Genomic DNA, 17,420 nt, shown 5'->3' with positions numbered 1-17,420 from the left:
ACAGGACCGTGAAACGACTCCACGCCGATGATAGTGCGGATCACCCGTGTGAAAGTAGGTAATCGTCAGGCTCCTCATGCTACAAACAAAAACCCCACCTCATAAAGGTGGGGTTTTTGCGTTTTGTCTCTCACTAATAGTGAGAGCGTCGTGCTCTGGGTTGTAAGAAACGCTTGACAAGGGCGTGTTGTTACCCCATAATCGATAGTTCTCTGCGGAGGGGTGCCCGAGTGGCTAAAGGGGGCAGACTGTAAATCTGTTGGCTTACGCCTACGTTGGTTCGAATCCAACCTCCTCCACCAGAATTCAAGCGGTAAAGGAATCCAACCCTCGCGGGTGTAGCTCAATGGTAGAGCAGAAGCCTTCCAAGCTTATGACGAGGGTTCGATTCCCTTCACCCGCTCCAGTGTCGGTTTAGCAGTGCCCATGTGGCTCAGTGGTAGAGCACTCCCTTGGTAAGGGAGAGGTCGGCAGTTCGATCCTGCCCATGGGCACCAGCAGTATCTGTCCAGTAAGTTGCGCGCGGCGCAAGGTGCGAAAATCCTGTTAGGAGTCGAAAATGGCCAAAGGTAAATTCGAGCGGACCAAGCCGCACGTGAACGTGGGCACGATCGGTCACGTTGACCATGGCAAGACCACGCTGACGGCAGCGATCACGACGGTGCTGACGAAGAAGTTCGGCGGCGAAGCGAAGGCATACGACCAGATCGACGCGGCACCGGAAGAAAAGGCGCGCGGCATCACGATCAACACCGCGCACGTCGAGTACGAAACGGCTAACCGCCACTACGCACACGTCGACTGCCCGGGCCACGCTGACTATGTGAAGAACATGATCACGGGCGCCGCGCAGATGGACGGCGCGATCCTGGTGTGCTCGGCCGCTGACGGCCCGATGCCGCAAACGCGTGAGCACATCCTGCTGGCGCGTCAGGTCGGTGTGCCGTACATCATCGTGTTCCTGAACAAGTGCGACATGGTCGACGACGCCGAGCTGCTCGAGCTGGTCGAAATGGAAGTGCGCGAGCTTCTGTCGAAGTACGACTTCCCGGGCGACGACACGCCGATCGTGAAGGGTTCGGCCAAGCTGGCGCTGGAAGGCGACACGGGCGAGCTGGGCGAAGTGGCGATCATGAGCCTGGCCGACGCGCTGGACACGTACATCCCGACGCCGGAACGCGCCATTGACGGTTCGTTCCTGATGCCGGTGGAAGACGTGTTCTCGATCTCGGGTCGCGGCACGGTGGTGACGGGTCGTATCGAGCGTGGCGTCGTGAAGGTCGGCGAAGAAATCGAAATCATCGGCATCAAGGCGACGGTGAAGACGACGTGCACGGGCGTGGAAATGTTCCGCAAGCTGCTCGACCAGGGTCAGGCAGGCGACAACGTCGGTATCTTGCTGCGCGGCACGAAGCGTGAAGACGTGGAGCGTGGCCAGGTTCTGGCCAAGCCGGGTTCGATCACGCCGCACACGCACTTCACGGCTGAAGTGTACGTGCTGAGCAAGGACGAAGGCGGCCGTCACACGCCGTTCTTCAACAACTACCGTCCGCAGTTCTACTTCCGTACGACGGACGTGACGGGCTCGATCGAGCTGCCGAAGGACAAGGAAATGGTGATGCCGGGCGACAACGTTTCGATCACGGTCAAGCTGATCGCCCCGATCGCCATGGAAGAAGGTCTGCGTTTCGCTATCCGTGAAGGCGGTCGTACCGTCGGCGCCGGTGTCGTGGCGAAGATTATCGAGTAAGAGCCAGAAATCTTCTCGGTAGTTTGTGGTTTCGGAGTCGTCGGCTTTCGGCGACTCCAAATGGTTTAGGGGTATAGCTCAACTGGCAGAGCGTCGGTCTCCAAAACCGAAGGTTGGGGGTTCGATTCCCTCTGCCCCTGCCAAATTCTTGCGCCTCTTGGCGCTGTATTTAAGGTGTTATGGCGAATCCTTCCGTCGAAACTGTAAATACTTCCGGCGACAAGTTGATGTTGGTGGCTGGCGTATTGTTGGTCTTGGCCGGATTCGTGGGCTTCTTCTGGCTTTCTAGTCAAGAATGGTACTTCCGCGGAGCGGCTCTTGCTGTCGGCGTCATCGCGGGTGTCGCGGTCGGTCTTTTCTCTGCGCCGGGAAAGGGGTTCATCGCGTTCGCAAAGGACTCGTACAAGGAAGTCCGCAAGGTCGTGTGGCCTACTCGCAAAGAGGCAACGCAAACAACCTTGGTGGTCTTCGCATTTGTACTGATCATGGCCATATTCCTTTGGCTTAGCGACAAGTCGATCGAATGGGTGATTTTCTCGGCGATTCTGGGTTGGAAATGATATGAGCGATACTCCGACATCCCCGAGCGGAAAGCGTTGGTACGTTGTGCACGCCTACTCCGGTATGGAGAAGAGCGTGCAACGTGCGCTTCAGGAGCGCATCGATCGGGCAGGTATGCAGGATCAGTTCGGCCAGATCTTGGTGCCGACTGAGGAAGTGGTAGAAGTGAAGGGTGGCCACAAGTCGGTTACCGAACGTCGTTTCTTCCCGGGCTACGTCCTCGTCGAGATGGAAATGACGGACGAAACGTGGCATCTCGTCAAGAATACGGCGAAAGTCACCGGGTTCGTCGGCGGCGCACGCAATCGGCCCAGCCCGATCTCGCCGCGTGAAGTCGAAAAAATCATGTCGCAGATGCAGGAAGGTGTCGAGAAGCCGCGGCCGAAGACACTGTTCGAAGTGGGCGAAATGGTTCGGGTGAAGGAAGGTCCTTTCACCGACTTCAACGGCAACGTCGAGGAAGTCAACTACGAAAAGTCCAAGGTACGTGTCTCAGTGACCATTTTTGGACGATCGACGCCGGTCGAACTCGAGTTCGGCCAAGTCGAGAAGACTTGAAGCACATTCTCGCGCGTGACCTCATGGTCATCGCGCGATTCGCGCTTACAGCCCGCGTCATGGCTGTTGAGGAGCGTCAGTAGGCGTCGAGTCGAACGCGCGCTATCACTCACCGAACGCTCGCGCGTTCAGCAGAGGTTTTCAACATGGCAAAGAAAATCATCGGCTTTATCAAGCTGCAGATTCCTGCAGGTAAAGCCAACCCGTCGCCGCCGGTCGGTCCGGCACTGGGCCAGCGTGGCCTGAACATCATGGAGTTCTGCAAGGCGTTCAACGCGCAGACTCAAGGTATGGAGCCGGGTCTGCCGGTGCCGGTCGTCATCACGGCATTCGCGGACAAGAGCTTCACCTTCATCATGAAGACGCCGCCCGCTACCGTTCTGATCAAGAAGGCAGCAGCAGTGCAGAAGGGTTCGGCCAAGCCGCACACCGACAAAGTCGGTAACATCACCCGCGCTCAAGCGGAAGAAATCGCAAAGACGAAGATGCCGGATCTTACGGCAGCTGATCTGGACGCAGCCGTGCGCACGATCGCCGGCAGCGCGCGTTCGATGGGCATCACCGTGGAGGGCGTGTAAATGGCTAAGCTTTCTAAGCGCCTTCAGGCATTCGCAAGCAAGGTCGATCGTCAGAAGCTGTACGCGATCGACGACGCACTGGCTCTCGTGAAGGAATGCGCGAGCGCGAAGTTCGACGAGTCGATCGACGTTGCCGTGCAACTCGGCATCGACGCGAAGAAGTCGGACCAGGTTGTTCGCGGATCGGTGGTTCTGCCGGCCGGTACGGGCAAGTCGGTTCGCGTCGCGGTGTTTGCACAAGGCGACAAGGCCGAGCAGGCTCGCGCTGCTGGCGCGGACATCGTCGGCATGGAAGACCTGGCCGAGCAAGTCAAGGCCGGTAATCTGAATTTCGACATCGTGATCGCTTCGCCGGACACGATGCGCGTCGTCGGTACGCTGGGTCAGATCCTCGGCCCGCGCGGCCTGATGCCGAACCCGAAGGTCGGCACGGTCACGCCGGATGTGGCGCAAGCCGTCAAGAACGCAAAGGCTGGTCAAGTCCAGTTCCGCGTTGACAAGGCCGGTATCATTCATGGCACGATCGGTCGCGCGTCGTTCGAATCCGCGTCGCTGCGTCAGAACCTGGCCGCGCTGATCGAAGCGCTGCAAAAGGCAAAGCCGGCAACGAGCAAGGGTGTCTACCTGCGCAAGATCGCCGTGTCGAGCACGATGGGTGTCGGCGTTCGCGTGGATCAAGGCACGCTGGCGCAACAGTAAGAATGTCGGGCGCGGTCGGATGATCGCGCTGATAGAGGGCTTTGGGCGGTTGCAGGATTGCACTTTCGAATCTTGCGACCGGTTGTCAAAGACCGTTGGCGGCGATGCAGCAGGCAGGCATCGGCTTAATTCGAACCAACGCAGATGGCGAACCCGAAACAGTTTTGCAGTGGTTGAAGTCGGTTGTCGATCGTCTAACAGGATGGTCACCGATCGATCGAGATACTCCTAACAGTCGGACGCCGTTTTGAACGTGGTGCACCAGGGTTTGTGGCCCGAATGCATCGAATCTGGAGGTTTAACCGTGCCACTGAACAAAGAAGATAAGCAGGCAGTCGTCGCTGAAGTCGCCGCGGAAGTCGCGAAGGCTCAGACGATGGTGCTCGCTGAGTATCGTGGGATCACGGTTGGCGATCTGACCAAGCTGCGCGCGAAAGCGCGTGAGCAACAGGTGTATCTCCGCGTGTTGAAGAACACGCTGGCGCGTCGCGCCGTCGAAGGTACCCCGTTCGCTCCGCTGGCTGAGCAGATGACCGGTCCTCTGATCTACGGCATCTCGGAAGATGCCATTGCCGCTGCCAAGGTCGTCAATGACTTCGGCAAGAGCAATGACAAGTTGATCATCAAGGCTGGTTCCTACGAAGGCAAAGTGATGGACAAGGCAGGCGTGCAAGCGCTGGCCAGCATCCCGAGCCGCGAAGAACTGCTCTCCAAGCTGCTGTTCGTCATGCAGGCGCCTGTTTCCGGCTTTGCGCGCGCTCTCGCCGCGCTGGCTGAAAAGAAGCAGAGCGAAGCTGCGTAACGATCACGCTTGGGCGCTAGTCGCTTAAGTTAGGCAAAGCTAGATCGCTAACTCGATCCGAATTCAATCTAGGAGTATTTCACATGGCAATCGCAAAAGAAGACATCCTCGAAGCCGTTGGCTCGATGTCCGTTCTGGAACTGAACGAGCTGGTCAAGGCGTTCGAAGAGAAGTTTGGCGTGTCGGCAGCTGCTGTTGCAGTCGCTGGCCCGGCAGGTGCAGGCGGCGCTGCTGCAGTTGAAGAGCAAACTGAGTTCACCGTGAACCTCGTCGAAATCGGCGCGAACAAGGTTTCTGTGATTAAGGCTGTTCGCGAACTGACGGGTCTCGGCCTGAAGGAAGCGAAGGATCTGGTCGACGGCGCACCGAAGCCTGTCAAGGAAGCAGTTCCGAAGGCTGCCGCTGAAGAAGCGAAGAAGAAGCTGGAAGAAGCTGGCGCGAAAGCTGAAATCAAGTAAGTTTCAGCGCGCTATGCGAAGGCTGGCGGTTTTCCACCGCCGGCCTTTTTGTGCTTTGTGGGGACGCAGTTTTCGTGCTTGCCAGCAGGTACGAAAGTCCTCATAGAGGCCAAAGATGACAGTCGGATCGGTAGAGTTTTCCGGCAGTTTTCTTTGTCTTCTGAAGCGACTGCAGAAGGCAAGTTTGGTCGGGTAGCGGGAAACACAGGCATCCGCTGCCGTCAGCCAGCGGTTGGTAGCGGCCAACCACCAAGCTTCTAGATTCGCGCGTCCTCCCCGGACAGCTGCGCGGGTCTCAGTCGGTGAACACCGGGCGGTGACGCCGAGGTATCCCGCCTCGGCAACGCCCGCCGTGATTCGGAGATCGTATGCAATATTCCTTCACCGAGAAGAAGCGTATTCGCAAGAGTTTCGCGAAGCGCCCCATCGTTCACCAAGTTCCCTTCTTGCTGGCAACCCAGCTTGAATCATTCCAGACGTTTCTGCAAGCGGATACGTCCTCGTCGCAGCGCAAGGCAGAAGGCTTGCAGGCTGCGTTCAGCTCTGTCTTCCCGATCGTTTCGCACAACGGTTTCGCGCGGCTCGAGTTCGTCAGCTACATGCTGTCGCCGCCCGCCTTCAACATCAAGGAATGCCAGCAGCGTGGCCTGACGTACTGCTCGGCACTGCGCGCGAAAGTGCGCCTGGTCCTGCTCGACAAGGAATCGCCGAGCAAGCCCGTCGTCAAGGAAGTGAAAGAGCAGGAAGTCTACATGGGCGAAATTCCGCTCATGACGCCGACCGGCTCGTTCGTCATCAACGGTACCGAGCGCGTGATCGTCTCGCAGCTCCACCGTTCACCCGGCGTGTTCTTCGAGCACGACAAGGGCAAGACGCACAGCTCCGGCAAGCTGCTGTTCTCGGCGCGCATCATCCCTTACCGTGGTTCGTGGCTCGACTTCGAATTCGATCCGAAGGACGTGCTGTACTTCCGCGTCGACCGCCGTCGCAAGATGCCGGTCACGATCCTGCTGAAGGCCATCGGCCTGTCGCCGGAACAGATCCTCGCGAACTTCTTCGTCTTCGACAACTTCCAGTTGATGAGCGAAGGCGCGCAGATGGAATTCGTTCCCGAGCGTCTGCGCGGTGAAGTCGCGCGCTTCGACATTCAGGATCGCGAAGGCAACGTCATCGTCACGAAGGACAAGCGGATCAACGCGAAGCACATTCGCGACCTCGAAAACGCCAAGACGAAGTTCATCTCGGTGCCCGAGGACTATCTGCTCGGCCGCGTGCTGGCGAAGAACGTGATCGATCCGGAAACGGGCGAAGTGATCGCGAACGCCAACGAGGAAATCACCGAAACGGTCCTCGAAAAGCTGCGCGAAGCGAAGGTCAAGGACATCCAGACGCTCTACACGAACGACCTGGACCAGGGCCCGTACATCTCGTCGACGCTGCGTATCGACGAAACCGCGGACCGTATGGCCGCGCGTATCGCGATCTACCGCATGATGCGTCCGGGCGAGCCGCCGACCGAAGAAGCAGTCGAGGCGCTGTTCAACCGTCTGTTCTACAGCGAAGACGCTTACGACCTGTCGAAGGTCGGCCGCATGAAGTTCAACCGCCGCGTGGGCCGCGATGAAATCATTGGCCCGATGACGCTGCAGGACGACGACATCCTCGCGACCATCAAGATTCTCGTCGAGCTGCGCAACGGCAAGGGCGAAGTGGACGATATCGACCACTTGGGCAATCGTCGCGTGCGTTGCGTCGGCGAACTCGCGGAGAACCAGTTCCGTGCGGGTCTCGTGCGTGTCGAGCGCGCCGTGAAGGAACGTCTCGGCCAGGCAGAAAGCGAAAACCTGATGCCGCACGACCTGATCAACTCGAAGCCGATTTCGTCGGCCATTCGCGAGTTCTTCGGTTCGTCGCAGCTGTCGCAGTTCATGGACCAGACCAACCCGCTCTCGGAAATCACGCACAAGCGCCGTGTTTCCGCACTGGGCCCGGGCGGTCTGACGCGTGAGCGCGCAGGCTTCGAAGTCCGCGACGTGCACCCGACCCACTATGGCCGCGTGTGCCCGATCGAAACGCCGGAAGGTCCGAACATCGGCCTGATCAACTCGCTCGCGCTGTACGCGCACCTGAACGAATACGGCTTCCTCGAAACGCCGTATCGCAAGGTCACGGACAGTAAGGTGACGGATCAGATCGACTATCTGTCGGCGATCGAAGAAGGCCGTTACGTGATCGCCCAGGCGAACGCCGCGGTGGCCGAAGACGGCACGCTGACCGACGAACTCGTGTCGTCGCGTGAAGCCGGCGAAACGCTGATGGTCACGCCGGACCGCATCCAGTACATGGACGTGGCGCCGTCGCAGATCGTCTCGGTGGCGGCATCGCTGATTCCGTTCCTCGAGCACGACGACGCGAACCGCGCATTGATGGGTTCGAACATGCAGCGTCAGGCCGTGCCTTGCCTGCGTCCGGAGAAGCCGGTCGTCGGTACGGGCATCGAGCGCACCGTGGCGGTCGACTCGGGTACGACGGTTCAGGCACTGCGTGGCGGTGTAGTGGATTACGTCGACGCGGGCCGTATCGTGATCCGCGTGAACGACGATGAAGCCGTCGCCGGCGACGTCGGCGTGGACATCTACAACCTGATCAAGTACACGCGTTCGAACCAGAACACGAACATCAACCAGCGTCCGATCGCGAAGGTCGGCGACAAGGTTGCGCGCGGCGACGTGCTGGCCGACGGCGCCTCGACCGATCTGGGCGAGCTCGCGCTCGGCCAGAACATGCTGGTCGCGTTCATGCCGTGGAATGGCTACAACTTCGAAGACTCGATCCTGATCTCGGAAAAGGTCGTGGCGGATGACCGTTACACGTCGATCCACATCGAAGAACTGAACGTCGTGGCTCGCGACACGAAGCTCGGACCGGAAGAAATCACGCGGGACATCTCGAACCTGGCTGAAGTGCAGCTTGGCCGTCTCGACGAGTCGGGCATTGTGTACATCGGCGCGGAAGTCGAAGCGGGCGACGTGCTGGTCGGCAAGGTCACGCCGAAGGGCGAAACCCAGCTGACGCCGGAAGAAAAGCTGCTGCGCGCCATCTTCGGCGAGAAGGCCTCGGACGTGAAGGACACGTCGCTGCGCGTGCCGTCGGGCATGAGCGGCACCGTGATCGACGTGCAGGTGTTCACGCGCGAAGGCATCACGCGTGACAAGCGCGCGCAACAGATCATCGACGATGAACTGAAGCGTTATCGCCTCGACTTGAACGACCAGCTGCGCATCGTGGAAGGCGACGCGTTCTCGCGTCTCGCCCGCATGCTGAATGGCAAGGTCGCGAACGGCGGTCCGAAGAAGCTCGCGAAGGGCACGAAGATCGACCTCGCGTACCTCGAAGATCTCGACCACTACCACTGGTTCGACATCCGCCTCGCGGACGAAGAAGCAGCGGCACAGCTGGAAGCGATCAAGGACTCGATCGAGCAGAAGCGTCACCAGTTCGACCTCGCGTTCGAAGAGAAGCGCAAGAAGCTCACGCAAGGCGACGAACTGCCGCCGGGCGTGCTGAAGATGGTCAAGGTCTATCTCGCCGTGAAGCGTCGTCTGCAGCCTGGCGACAAGATGGCGGGCCGTCACGGCAACAAGGGTGTCGTGTCGAAGATCGTGCCGATCGAAGACATGCCGTACATGGCCGATGGCCGTCCGGCAGATGTGGTGCTGAATCCGCTCGGCGTGCCGTCGCGGATGAACGTGGGTCAGATTCTCGAAGTGCATCTGGGCTGGGCCGCGAAGGGTCTCGGCTGGCGTATCGGCGAGATGATGCAGCGTCAGGCGAAGATCGAAGAGATGCGTCAGTTCCTGACGAAGATCTACAACGAGTCGGGCCGCAAGGAAGAGCTGGAAAACTTCTCCGACGACGAGATCCTCGAACTGGCGAAGAACCTGCGCGAAGGCGTGCCGTTCGCGACCCCGGTGTTCGACGGCGCAACGGAAGACGAAATGTCGCGCGCGCTGGATCTGGCTTACCCGGACGACATCGCCACGAATCTCGGCATGACGCCTTCGAAGAACCAGGTCACGCTGTACGACGGCCGCACGGGCGAAGCATTCGAGCGCACGGTCACGGTTGGCTACATGCACTACCTGAAGCTGCACCACTTGGTCGACGACAAGATGCACGCGCGTTCGACCGGTCCGTACTCGCTCGTCACGCAGCAGCCGCTGGGTGGTAAGGCGCAGTTCGGTGGCCAGCGCTTCGGTGAGATGGAAGTGTGGGCACTCGAGGCGTATGGCGCGTCGTATGTGCTGCAGGAAATGCTGACGGTCAAGTCGGACGATGTGAACGGCCGGACCAAGGTTTATGAGAACCTCGTCAAGGGCGATCACGTGATCGACGCGGGCATGCCGGAATCCTTCAACGTGTTGGTGAAGGAAATCCGCTCGCTCGGCATCGACATCGATCTCGACCGCAACTAATCGGACTACGGAGAGAAAGCAATGAAAGCTCTGCTCGATCTATTCAAGCAAGTCCAACAAGAAGAAGTTTTTGATGCGATCAAGATCGGCCTCGCGTCGCCCGACAAGATTCGTTCTTGGTCGTTCGGCGAAGTGAAGAAGCCGGAGACCATCAACTACCGCACCTTCAAACCGGAGCGGGATGGCCTGTTCTGCGCGAAGATCTTTGGTCCGATCAAGGACTACGAGTGCCTGTGCGGCAAGTACAAGCGCCTCAAGCATCGCGGCGTGATCTGCGAGAAGTGCGGCGTCGAAGTGACGCTGGCGAAGGTGCGTCGTGAACGGATGGGCCATATCGAACTGGCCTCGCCGGTCGCGCACATCTGGTTCCTGAAGTCGCTGCCGTCGCGTCTGGGCATGGTGCTCGACATGACGCTGCGCGACATCGAGCGCGTGCTGTACTTCGAAGCGTATGTGGTGATCGATCCGGGCATGACGCCGCTGAAAGCGCGGCAGATCATGACGGAAGAGGATTACTACAACAAGGTCGAGGAATACGGCGACGAATTCCGTGCCGAAATGGGCGCGGAAGGCGTGCGTGAGCTGCTGCGCGCGATCAACATCGACGAACAGGTCGAGATGCTGCGCACGGAACTGAAGAACACCGGTTCCGAAGCGAAGATCAAGAAGTACGCGAAGCGCCTGAAGGTGCTCGAAGCTTTCCAGCGTTCGGGCATCAAGCCGGACTGGATGGTGCTCGAAGTGCTGCCGGTGCTGCCGCCGGAACTGCGTCCGCTCGTGCCGCTGGACGGCGGCCGTTTCGCGACGTCGGACCTGAACGACCTGTATCGCCGCGTGATCAACCGTAACAACCGGTTGAAGCGGCTGCTCGAGCTGAAGGCGCCTGAAATCATCGTCCGCAACGAAAAGCGGATGCTGCAGGAAGCCGTCGACTCGCTGCTCGACAACGGCCGTCGCGGCAAGGCGATGACCGGCGCGAACAAGCGTCCGCTGAAGTCGCTCGCCGACATGATCAAGGGTAAGGGCGGTCGCTTCCGTCAGAACCTGTTGGGTAAGCGCGTCGACTACTCGGGCCGTTCGGTGATCGTGGTCGGCCCGACGCTCAAGCTGCATCAGTGCGGCCTGCCGAAGCTGATGGCGCTCGAACTGTTCAAGCCGTTCATCTTCAACAAGCTGGAAGTGATGGGTGTTGCCACGACCATCAAGGCTGCGAAGAAGGAAGTCGAGAACCAGACGCCGGTGGTGTGGGACATTCTCGAAGAAGTCATTCGCGAACACCCGGTCATGCTGAACCGCGCGCCTACGCTTCACCGTCTTGGTATCCAGGCGTTCGAGCCGGTGCTGATCGAAGGCAAGGCCATCCAGCTGCACCCGCTCGTCTGCGCGGCGTTCAACGCCGACTTCGACGGTGACCAGATGGCCGTGCACGTGCCGCTGTCGCTGGAAGCGCAGATGGAAGCGCGCACGCTGATGCTGGCGTCGAACAACGTCCTGTTCCCGGCCAACGGCGATCCGTCGATCGTGCCGTCGCAGGATATCGTGCTCGGCCTGTACTACGCGTCGCGTGAAGCGATCAACGGCAAGGGTGAAGGCCTCACGTTCACGGACGTGTCGGAAGCCATCCGCGCGTACGAGAACAAGGAAGTCGAGCTGGCTTCGCGCGTCAACGTGCGTATCACCGAAATGGTGGCGAACGAAGACACGAGCGAAGGCGCGCCGGCGTTCGTGCCGAAGGTCTCGCTGTATGCGACCACGGTCGGACGTTCGATCCTGTCGGAAATCCTGCCGCCGGGCCTGCCGTTCACGGTGCTGAACAAGCCGCTGAAGAAGAAGCAGATTTCGCAGCTGATCAACACGGCGTTCCGCAAGTGCGGTCTGCGCGAAACGGTGATCTTCGCCGACCAGCTGATGCAGATGGGCTTCCGCCTGGCAACGCGCGCCGGTATCTCGATCTGCGTGGACGACATGCTCGTGCCGCCGCAGAAAGAGACCATCGTCGGCGACGCCGCGAAGAAGGTGAAGGAATACGACCGTCAGTACATGTCGGGTCTCGTCACCGCGCAGGAACGCTACAACAACGTGGTCGACATCTGGTCGAACACGTCGGAAGCGGTCGGCAAGGCGATGATGGAGCAACTCTCGACGGAGCCGGTAGTCGATCGCGACGGCAAGGACACGCGTCAGGAATCGTTCAACTCGATCTACATGATGGCCGACTCGGGCGCACGCGGTTCCGCGACGCAGATTCGTCAGCTGGCCGGTATGCGCGGCCTGATGGCGAAGCCGGACGGCTCCATTATCGAGACGCCGATTACCGCGAACTTCCGCGAAGGCCTGAACGTGTTGCAGTACTTCATCTCGACCCACGGCGCACGTAAGGGTCTGGCTGATACGGCACTGAAGACGGCGAACTCGGGTTACCTGACGCGTCGTCTGGTCGACGTGACGCAGGATCTGGTCGTGGTCGAAGAAGATTGCGGCACCTCGAACGGCGTGGCGATGAAGGCGCTGGTCGAAGGCGGTGAAGTCGTGGAAGCCCTGCGTGACCGGATTCTCGGTCGCGTCGCGGTGGCGGACGTCGTTAATCCGGAGACGCAAGAGACGCTGTACGCATCGGGCGATCTGCTCGACGAAGATGCAGTGGAAGAAATCGAGCGCCTGGGTATCGACGAAGTGCGCGTGCGCACGCCGCTGACCTGCGAAACGCGTTATGGCCTGTGCGCCTCGTGCTACGGCCGCGACCTCGGCCGCGGTTCGCGTGTGAACGTGGGTGAAGCTGTCGGCGTGATCGCGGCGCAGTCGATCGGCGAGCCGGGCACGCAGCTGACCATGCGGACGTTCCACATCGGTGGTGCGGCATCGCGTGCGGCGGTTGCTTCGACGGTGGAAGCGAAGTCGAACGGTACGGTGCGCTTCACGGCCACCATGCGTTACGTCACCAACGCGAAGGGCGAGCAGGTTGTCATTTCGCGTTCGGGCGAGGCGATCATTGCTGACGATTTCGGTCGTGAGCGTGAGCGTCACAAGGTGCCGTACGGCGCGACGCTGCTGCAACTCGACGGCGCGCAGATCAAGGCCGGCGCGCAACTCGCGCAATGGGACCCGTTGACGCGTCCGATCATCACCGAGTGGGGCGGTACGGTGAAGTTCGAAAACGTCGAGGAAGGCGTGACCGTGGCGAAGCAGATCGACGACGTGACCGGTCTTTCGACCCTGGTCGTGATCGACGTGAAGCGTCGCGGTTCGCAGGCTTCGAAGAGCGTGCGTCCGCAGGTGAAGCTGCTCGACGCGAACGGCGAGGAAGTGAAGATCCCGAACACCGAGCATTCGGTGCAGATCGGCTTCCAGGTCGGCGCACTGATCACCGTGAAGGATGGTCAGCAGGTGCAGGTCGGTGAAGTGCTGGCGCGTATCCCGGTTGAAGCGCAGAAGACGCGTGACATTACCGGTGGTCTGCCGCGCGTGGCCGAGCTGTTCGAAGCGCGCTCGCCGAAGGACGCCGGCATTCTGGCGGAAGTCACGGGCACGACGTCGTTCGGCAAGGACACGAAGGGCAAGCAGCGTCTCGTCATCACGGACCTCGAGGGCAATCAGCACGAGTTCCTGATCGCGAAGGAAAAGCAGGTGCTGGTGCACGATGGTCAGGTCGTCAACAAGGGCGAAATGATCGTCGACGGTCCTGCCGATCCGCACGACATCCTGCGTCTGCAGGGTATCGAAGCGCTGTCGCGCTACATCGTGGACGAAGTGCAGGACGTGTACCGTCTGCAGGGCGTGAAGATCAACGACAAGCACATTGAAGTGATCGTGCGTCAGATGCTGCGTCGTGTGCAGATCGTCGACAACGGCGATACGCGCTTCATCCCGGGCGAGCAGGTCGAGCGTTCGGACATGCTGGACGAGAACGACAGCATGGTCGCCGACGACAAGCGCCCGGCCTCGTACGACAACGTGCTGCTGGGTATCACGAAGGCTTCTCTGTCGACCGACTCGTTCATCTCGGCGGCGTCGTTCCAGGAAACGACCCGCGTGCTGACCGAAGCGGCGATCATGGGCAAGCGTGATGATCTGCGTGGCCTGAAGGAAAACGTGATCGTTGGCCGTCTGATTCCGGCCGGTACGGGTCTCGCGTTCCACAAGGCGCGCCGTGCGAAGGAGTCGTCGGATCGCGAGCGTTTCGACCAGATCGCAGCCGAAGAGTCGTTCGACTTCGGCACGCCGGAAACACCGGCGGCGGAACAGCAACCGCATACGAACGAGTAAGTCTCTCGCTCGTTGTCACATCAAACCGCCCGGTTCTTGCCGGGCGGTTTTTTTTCGCCCGAAGATTTCGCAGCGCCTCGTCCATTCGGCCAACGATGCTCGACGGGACTCGGAGCACGCCGATGCGTTGGTAGAATTCGTTATCTCTGTTTCGCCGTGCGCGCTTTCTCCATGTCCCGGTCGCTTGAAATACTCAACGAAATCTTCGGCTATCCCGCTTTTCGCGGACAACAGGCGGAGATCGTCGAGCATGTCGCGAACGGCGGCGACTCGCTCGTGCTGATGCCCACGGGCGGCGGCAAATCGCTCTGTTATCAGATTCCATCGCTGGTGCGGCGCGAGGCGGGCTTGGGCGCGGGTATCGTGGTGTCGCCGCTGATCGCGCTGATGCAGGATCAGGTGGCCGCCATGACCGAACTCGGCGTGCGTGCGGCGTATCTCAATTCCACGCTGTCGGGCGCCGAAGCCGCGGCCACGGAGCGCGCGCTGCGCAACGGCGAGATCGACCTGTTGTACGTGGCGCCGGAACGGCTGATGACGTCGCGCTTTCTCGACCTGCTCGACAGCGCGCCAGTCGGTCTGTTTGCCATCGACGAAGCGCACTGCGTGTCGCAGTGGGGGCACGATTTCCGGCCCGAGTACATCCAGCTGTCGGTGCTGCACGAGCGCTTCCCGAACGTGCCGCGCATCGCGCTCACGGCAACGGCGGACGCCATCACGCGCGATGAAATCGTGCACCGTCTCGCCCTGGATGAAGCACGCATCTTCGTGTCGAGCTTCGATCGGCCGAACATTCGCTACCGGATCGTCGAAAAGGACAATGCGCGCTCACAGTTGCTGGATTTCATCCGCGCCGAGCACACGAACAAGGACGGCACCACGGATGCGGGCGTCGTGTATTGCCTGTCGCGCCGCAAGGTCGAAGAGACGGCGGAATGGCTGAAGGGGCAGGGCCTCCACGCGTTGCCGTATCACGCGGGCATGGAGTTCGAGAAGCGCCAGCGTCATCAGGAAATGTTCCAGCGCGAAGAAGGCGTCGTCATGTGCGCGACGATCGCCTTCGGCATGGGCATCGACAAACCGGACGTTCGCTTCGTGGCGCATCTGGATTTGCCGAAGAGCGTCGAAGGCTACTATCAGGAGACCGGACGCGCCGGCCGCGATGGCATGCCTGCGAATGCCTGGATGGCGTATGGTCTCGGCGACGTCGTGCAGCAGCGCAAGATGATCGACGAGTCGGAGGCGGACGACGCTCACAAGCGCGTGCAGACCGGCAAGCTCGACGCCTTGCTGGGCCTGTGTGAAGTCGCGTCATGCCGGCGCGTGCGGCTGCTGGCGTACTTCGGCGAACACAGCACGCCGTGCGGCAACTGCGACACCTGTCTCGAGCCGCCCGCGTCCTTCGACGCCACCCGCGAGGCGCAGATGGCGCTGTCGTGCGTGTATCGCGCGCAGAGGGCGAGCGGCTTCCACTTCGGTGCGGGACATCTGATCGACATTCTGCGAGGCGTGCGCAGCGAAAAGGTGCTGCAGCGGGGGCACGAGAAACTCTCTACCTTTGGCTTGGGCGAAGCCCTTGCAGAGGCCGAATGGCGCGCGGTGTTCCGGCAACTCGTGGCGTTCGGCTACCTGGCCGTGGACCACGACGGCTTCGGCGCGCTCGTGTTGACCGACGCCAGCAAGCCGGTGCTCAAGGGCGAGGAGAGTGTCACGCTGCGCAAGTACGTGAAGCCTCCACGCAGCCGTCAAGGCTCCGCGCGGACCGGTGAACGCGCCGATCCCACTGCAGGCATGTCACCGCGCGAGAAGTCTTGTTGGGAGCGCCTGCGTGCCTGGCGGTCCGAGACGGCCAAAAGCGACGGCGTGCCGGCCTATGTCATCTTCCACGACGCAACCCTGGCGGAAATCGCTCGCAGCGACCCCGATACGATCGACGATCTTCGGCATATCCCCGGCATTGGCGTTCGCAAGCTGGAGCGCTTCGGTGACGAATTGCTCGATGTCATCAGCTCCGCCTGAGTCACGTCCTCTGAAAACCCCCCTGATTTCGGCGCAACGTATTGACCCGATTGGGATTTTCAGAATATCATGCTTGGTTCTCGTTTTCGGAATTCCTCTGGTGCCGCTCGCTGAACGGGCGCTCGGAGTGAAAACCATCGGCGAGAACACAAAAACGCGCAATTTTGTTCGCTTTGCCCGACTGGAATTGCGCTGATTCTGTTCATTTTTAGGATTAAACAATGCCAACCATCAATCAACTGGTTCGCAAAGGCCGCACGTCGGAAACGACGAAGAGCAAGTCGCCGGCCCTGCAGGACTGCCCGCAACGTCGTGGCGTGTGCACTCGCGTGTACACCACGACACCGAAGAAGCCGAACTCGGCACTTCGTAAAGTTGCCAAGGTTCGTCTGACGAACGGTTTCGAAGTCATCTCGTACATCGGCGGTGAAGGCCACAACCTGCAGGAGCACTCGGTCGTGCTGATTCGCGGCGGCCGTGTGAAGGACTTGCCGGGTGTGCGTTACCACATGGTTCGCGGCTCGCTGGATACCCAGGGCGTCAAGGATCGTAAGCAAGCTCGCTCGAAATACGGCGCGAAGCGTGCCAAGGCCGGCAAGTAAGCCGCTGGTCTGCTGCAGGACAATCAGGTCGCCGCAAGGCGGTTAAGGCGGTAGTGCCGGACATGCCGGTGCTGTCGAGTAAGTGGTCACCCGGCCAAGCTGGTTTAGTCGAAGAGATGGATCGGGTTTGTTGGTGGCCGCGGAGCTGGAAACTGCTCCAACTGAAAAAGTAAAGGAAGAATCATGCCGCGTCGTCGCGAAGTCCCCAAGCGGGAAGTGTTGCCGGATCCGAAGTTCGGTAACGTAGATGTAGCCAAGTTCATGAACGTGCTGATGCTCTCCGGCAAGAAGTCGGTTGCCGAGCGTATCGTGTACGGCGCTTTTGAACAGATCCAGACCAAGGGTGGCAAGGACCCGCTGGAAGTGTTCACGGTTGCGCTCAACAACGTGAAGCCGGTGGTCGAAGTGAAGAGCCGTCGCGTTGGTGGTGCCAACTATCAGGTTCCGGTCGAAGTGCGTCCCTCGCGTCGTATGGCATTGGCGATGCGTTGGTTGCGTGAAGCCGCGAAGAAGCGCAGCGAAAAGTCGATGGCCCTGCGTCTTGCAGGCGAACTCTCGGAAGCGGCCGAAGGCCGTGGCGGCGCAATGAAGAAGCGCGACGAAGTTCACCGCATGGCAGAGGCCAACAAGGCATTCTCGCACTTCCGTTTCTAAG

At 60.4% G+C, this 17,420-nt stretch carries 12 protein-coding genes and 4 tRNA genes; all 16 read left to right on the top strand.

Annotation, left to right across the window (positions count from 1 at the left end):
- Positions 1-216 precede the first annotated feature (216 nt).
- Positions 217-302 (top strand) — tRNA-Tyr (locus QCE63_RS14140).
- 30 nt (positions 303-332) lie between these two features.
- A tRNA-Gly gene (locus QCE63_RS14135) sits at positions 333-406 on the top strand.
- A gap of 16 nt (positions 407-422) precedes the next feature.
- A tRNA-Thr gene (locus QCE63_RS14130) sits at positions 423-497 on the top strand.
- Positions 498-559: 62 nt separating this feature from the next.
- Complete coding sequence (gene tuf, locus QCE63_RS14125) at positions 560-1,750, top strand: elongation factor Tu (RefSeq protein WP_309833608.1); 1,191 nt, start codon at positions 560-562, stop codon at positions 1,748-1,750.
- Positions 1,751-1,817: 67 nt separating this feature from the next.
- Positions 1,818-1,893, top strand: a tRNA-Trp gene (locus tag QCE63_RS14120).
- Between the two features lie 36 nt (positions 1,894-1,929).
- Positions 1,930-2,310 (top strand): preprotein translocase subunit SecE, encoded by a 381-nt coding sequence (gene secE, locus QCE63_RS14115; RefSeq protein ID WP_309833620.1) that lies wholly within the window; start codon positions 1,930-1,932, stop codon positions 2,308-2,310.
- Position 2,311: 1 nt separating this feature from the next.
- Complete coding sequence (gene nusG, locus QCE63_RS14110) at positions 2,312-2,869, top strand: transcription termination/antitermination protein NusG (protein WP_050454953.1); 558 nt, start codon at positions 2,312-2,314, stop codon at positions 2,867-2,869.
- Positions 2,870-3,015: 146 nt separating this feature from the next.
- Entirely contained in the window at positions 3,016-3,447 is a 432-nt protein-coding gene (gene rplK, locus QCE63_RS14105) for a 50S ribosomal protein L11 (RefSeq protein WP_061163555.1), read from the top strand.
- Complete coding sequence (rplA, locus tag QCE63_RS14100; RefSeq protein ID WP_309833619.1) at positions 3,448-4,146, top strand: 50S ribosomal protein L1; 699 nt, start codon at positions 3,448-3,450, stop codon at positions 4,144-4,146.
- Positions 4,147-4,450: 304 nt separating this feature from the next.
- On the top strand, positions 4,451-4,948 hold the full coding sequence (rplJ, locus tag QCE63_RS14095) for a 50S ribosomal protein L10 (RefSeq protein ID WP_309833617.1): 498 nt from the start codon (positions 4,451-4,453) through the stop codon (positions 4,946-4,948).
- An 83-nt stretch (positions 4,949-5,031) separates the two neighbouring features.
- Positions 5,032-5,406, top strand: coding sequence for a 50S ribosomal protein L7/L12 (gene rplL / locus QCE63_RS14090; protein ID WP_309833616.1), 375 nt, complete (start codon positions 5,032-5,034; stop codon positions 5,404-5,406).
- 368 nt (positions 5,407-5,774) lie between these two features.
- Positions 5,775-9,881, top strand: a complete 4,107-nt coding sequence (gene rpoB / locus QCE63_RS14085; RefSeq protein WP_309833615.1) for a DNA-directed RNA polymerase subunit beta — start codon at positions 5,775-5,777, stop codon at positions 9,879-9,881.
- Between the two features lie 21 nt (positions 9,882-9,902).
- Positions 9,903-14,144 (top strand): DNA-directed RNA polymerase subunit beta', encoded by a 4,242-nt coding sequence (gene rpoC / locus QCE63_RS14080; RefSeq protein ID WP_309833614.1) that lies wholly within the window; start codon positions 9,903-9,905, stop codon positions 14,142-14,144.
- Between the two features lie 171 nt (positions 14,145-14,315).
- Complete coding sequence (gene recQ / locus QCE63_RS14075; protein WP_309833613.1) at positions 14,316-16,163, top strand: DNA helicase RecQ; 1,848 nt, start codon at positions 14,316-14,318, stop codon at positions 16,161-16,163.
- 221 nt (positions 16,164-16,384) lie between these two features.
- Positions 16,385-16,765 (top strand): 30S ribosomal protein S12, encoded by a 381-nt coding sequence (gene rpsL, locus QCE63_RS14070; protein WP_006053290.1) that lies wholly within the window; start codon positions 16,385-16,387, stop codon positions 16,763-16,765.
- 183 nt (positions 16,766-16,948) lie between these two features.
- Positions 16,949-17,419, top strand: a complete 471-nt coding sequence (gene rpsG / locus QCE63_RS14065) for a 30S ribosomal protein S7 (protein ID WP_006053291.1) — start codon at positions 16,949-16,951, stop codon at positions 17,417-17,419.
- Position 17,420 lies beyond the last annotated feature (1 nt).

Source organism: Caballeronia sp. LZ065 (assembly GCF_031450975.1).
In the GTDB taxonomy this organism is placed as follows: Bacteria; Pseudomonadota; Gammaproteobacteria; order Burkholderiales; family Burkholderiaceae; genus Caballeronia.
The sequence above is the reverse complement of the archived record's forward strand: the minus strand, read 5'-3'. Positions and strand labels throughout refer to the sequence as shown.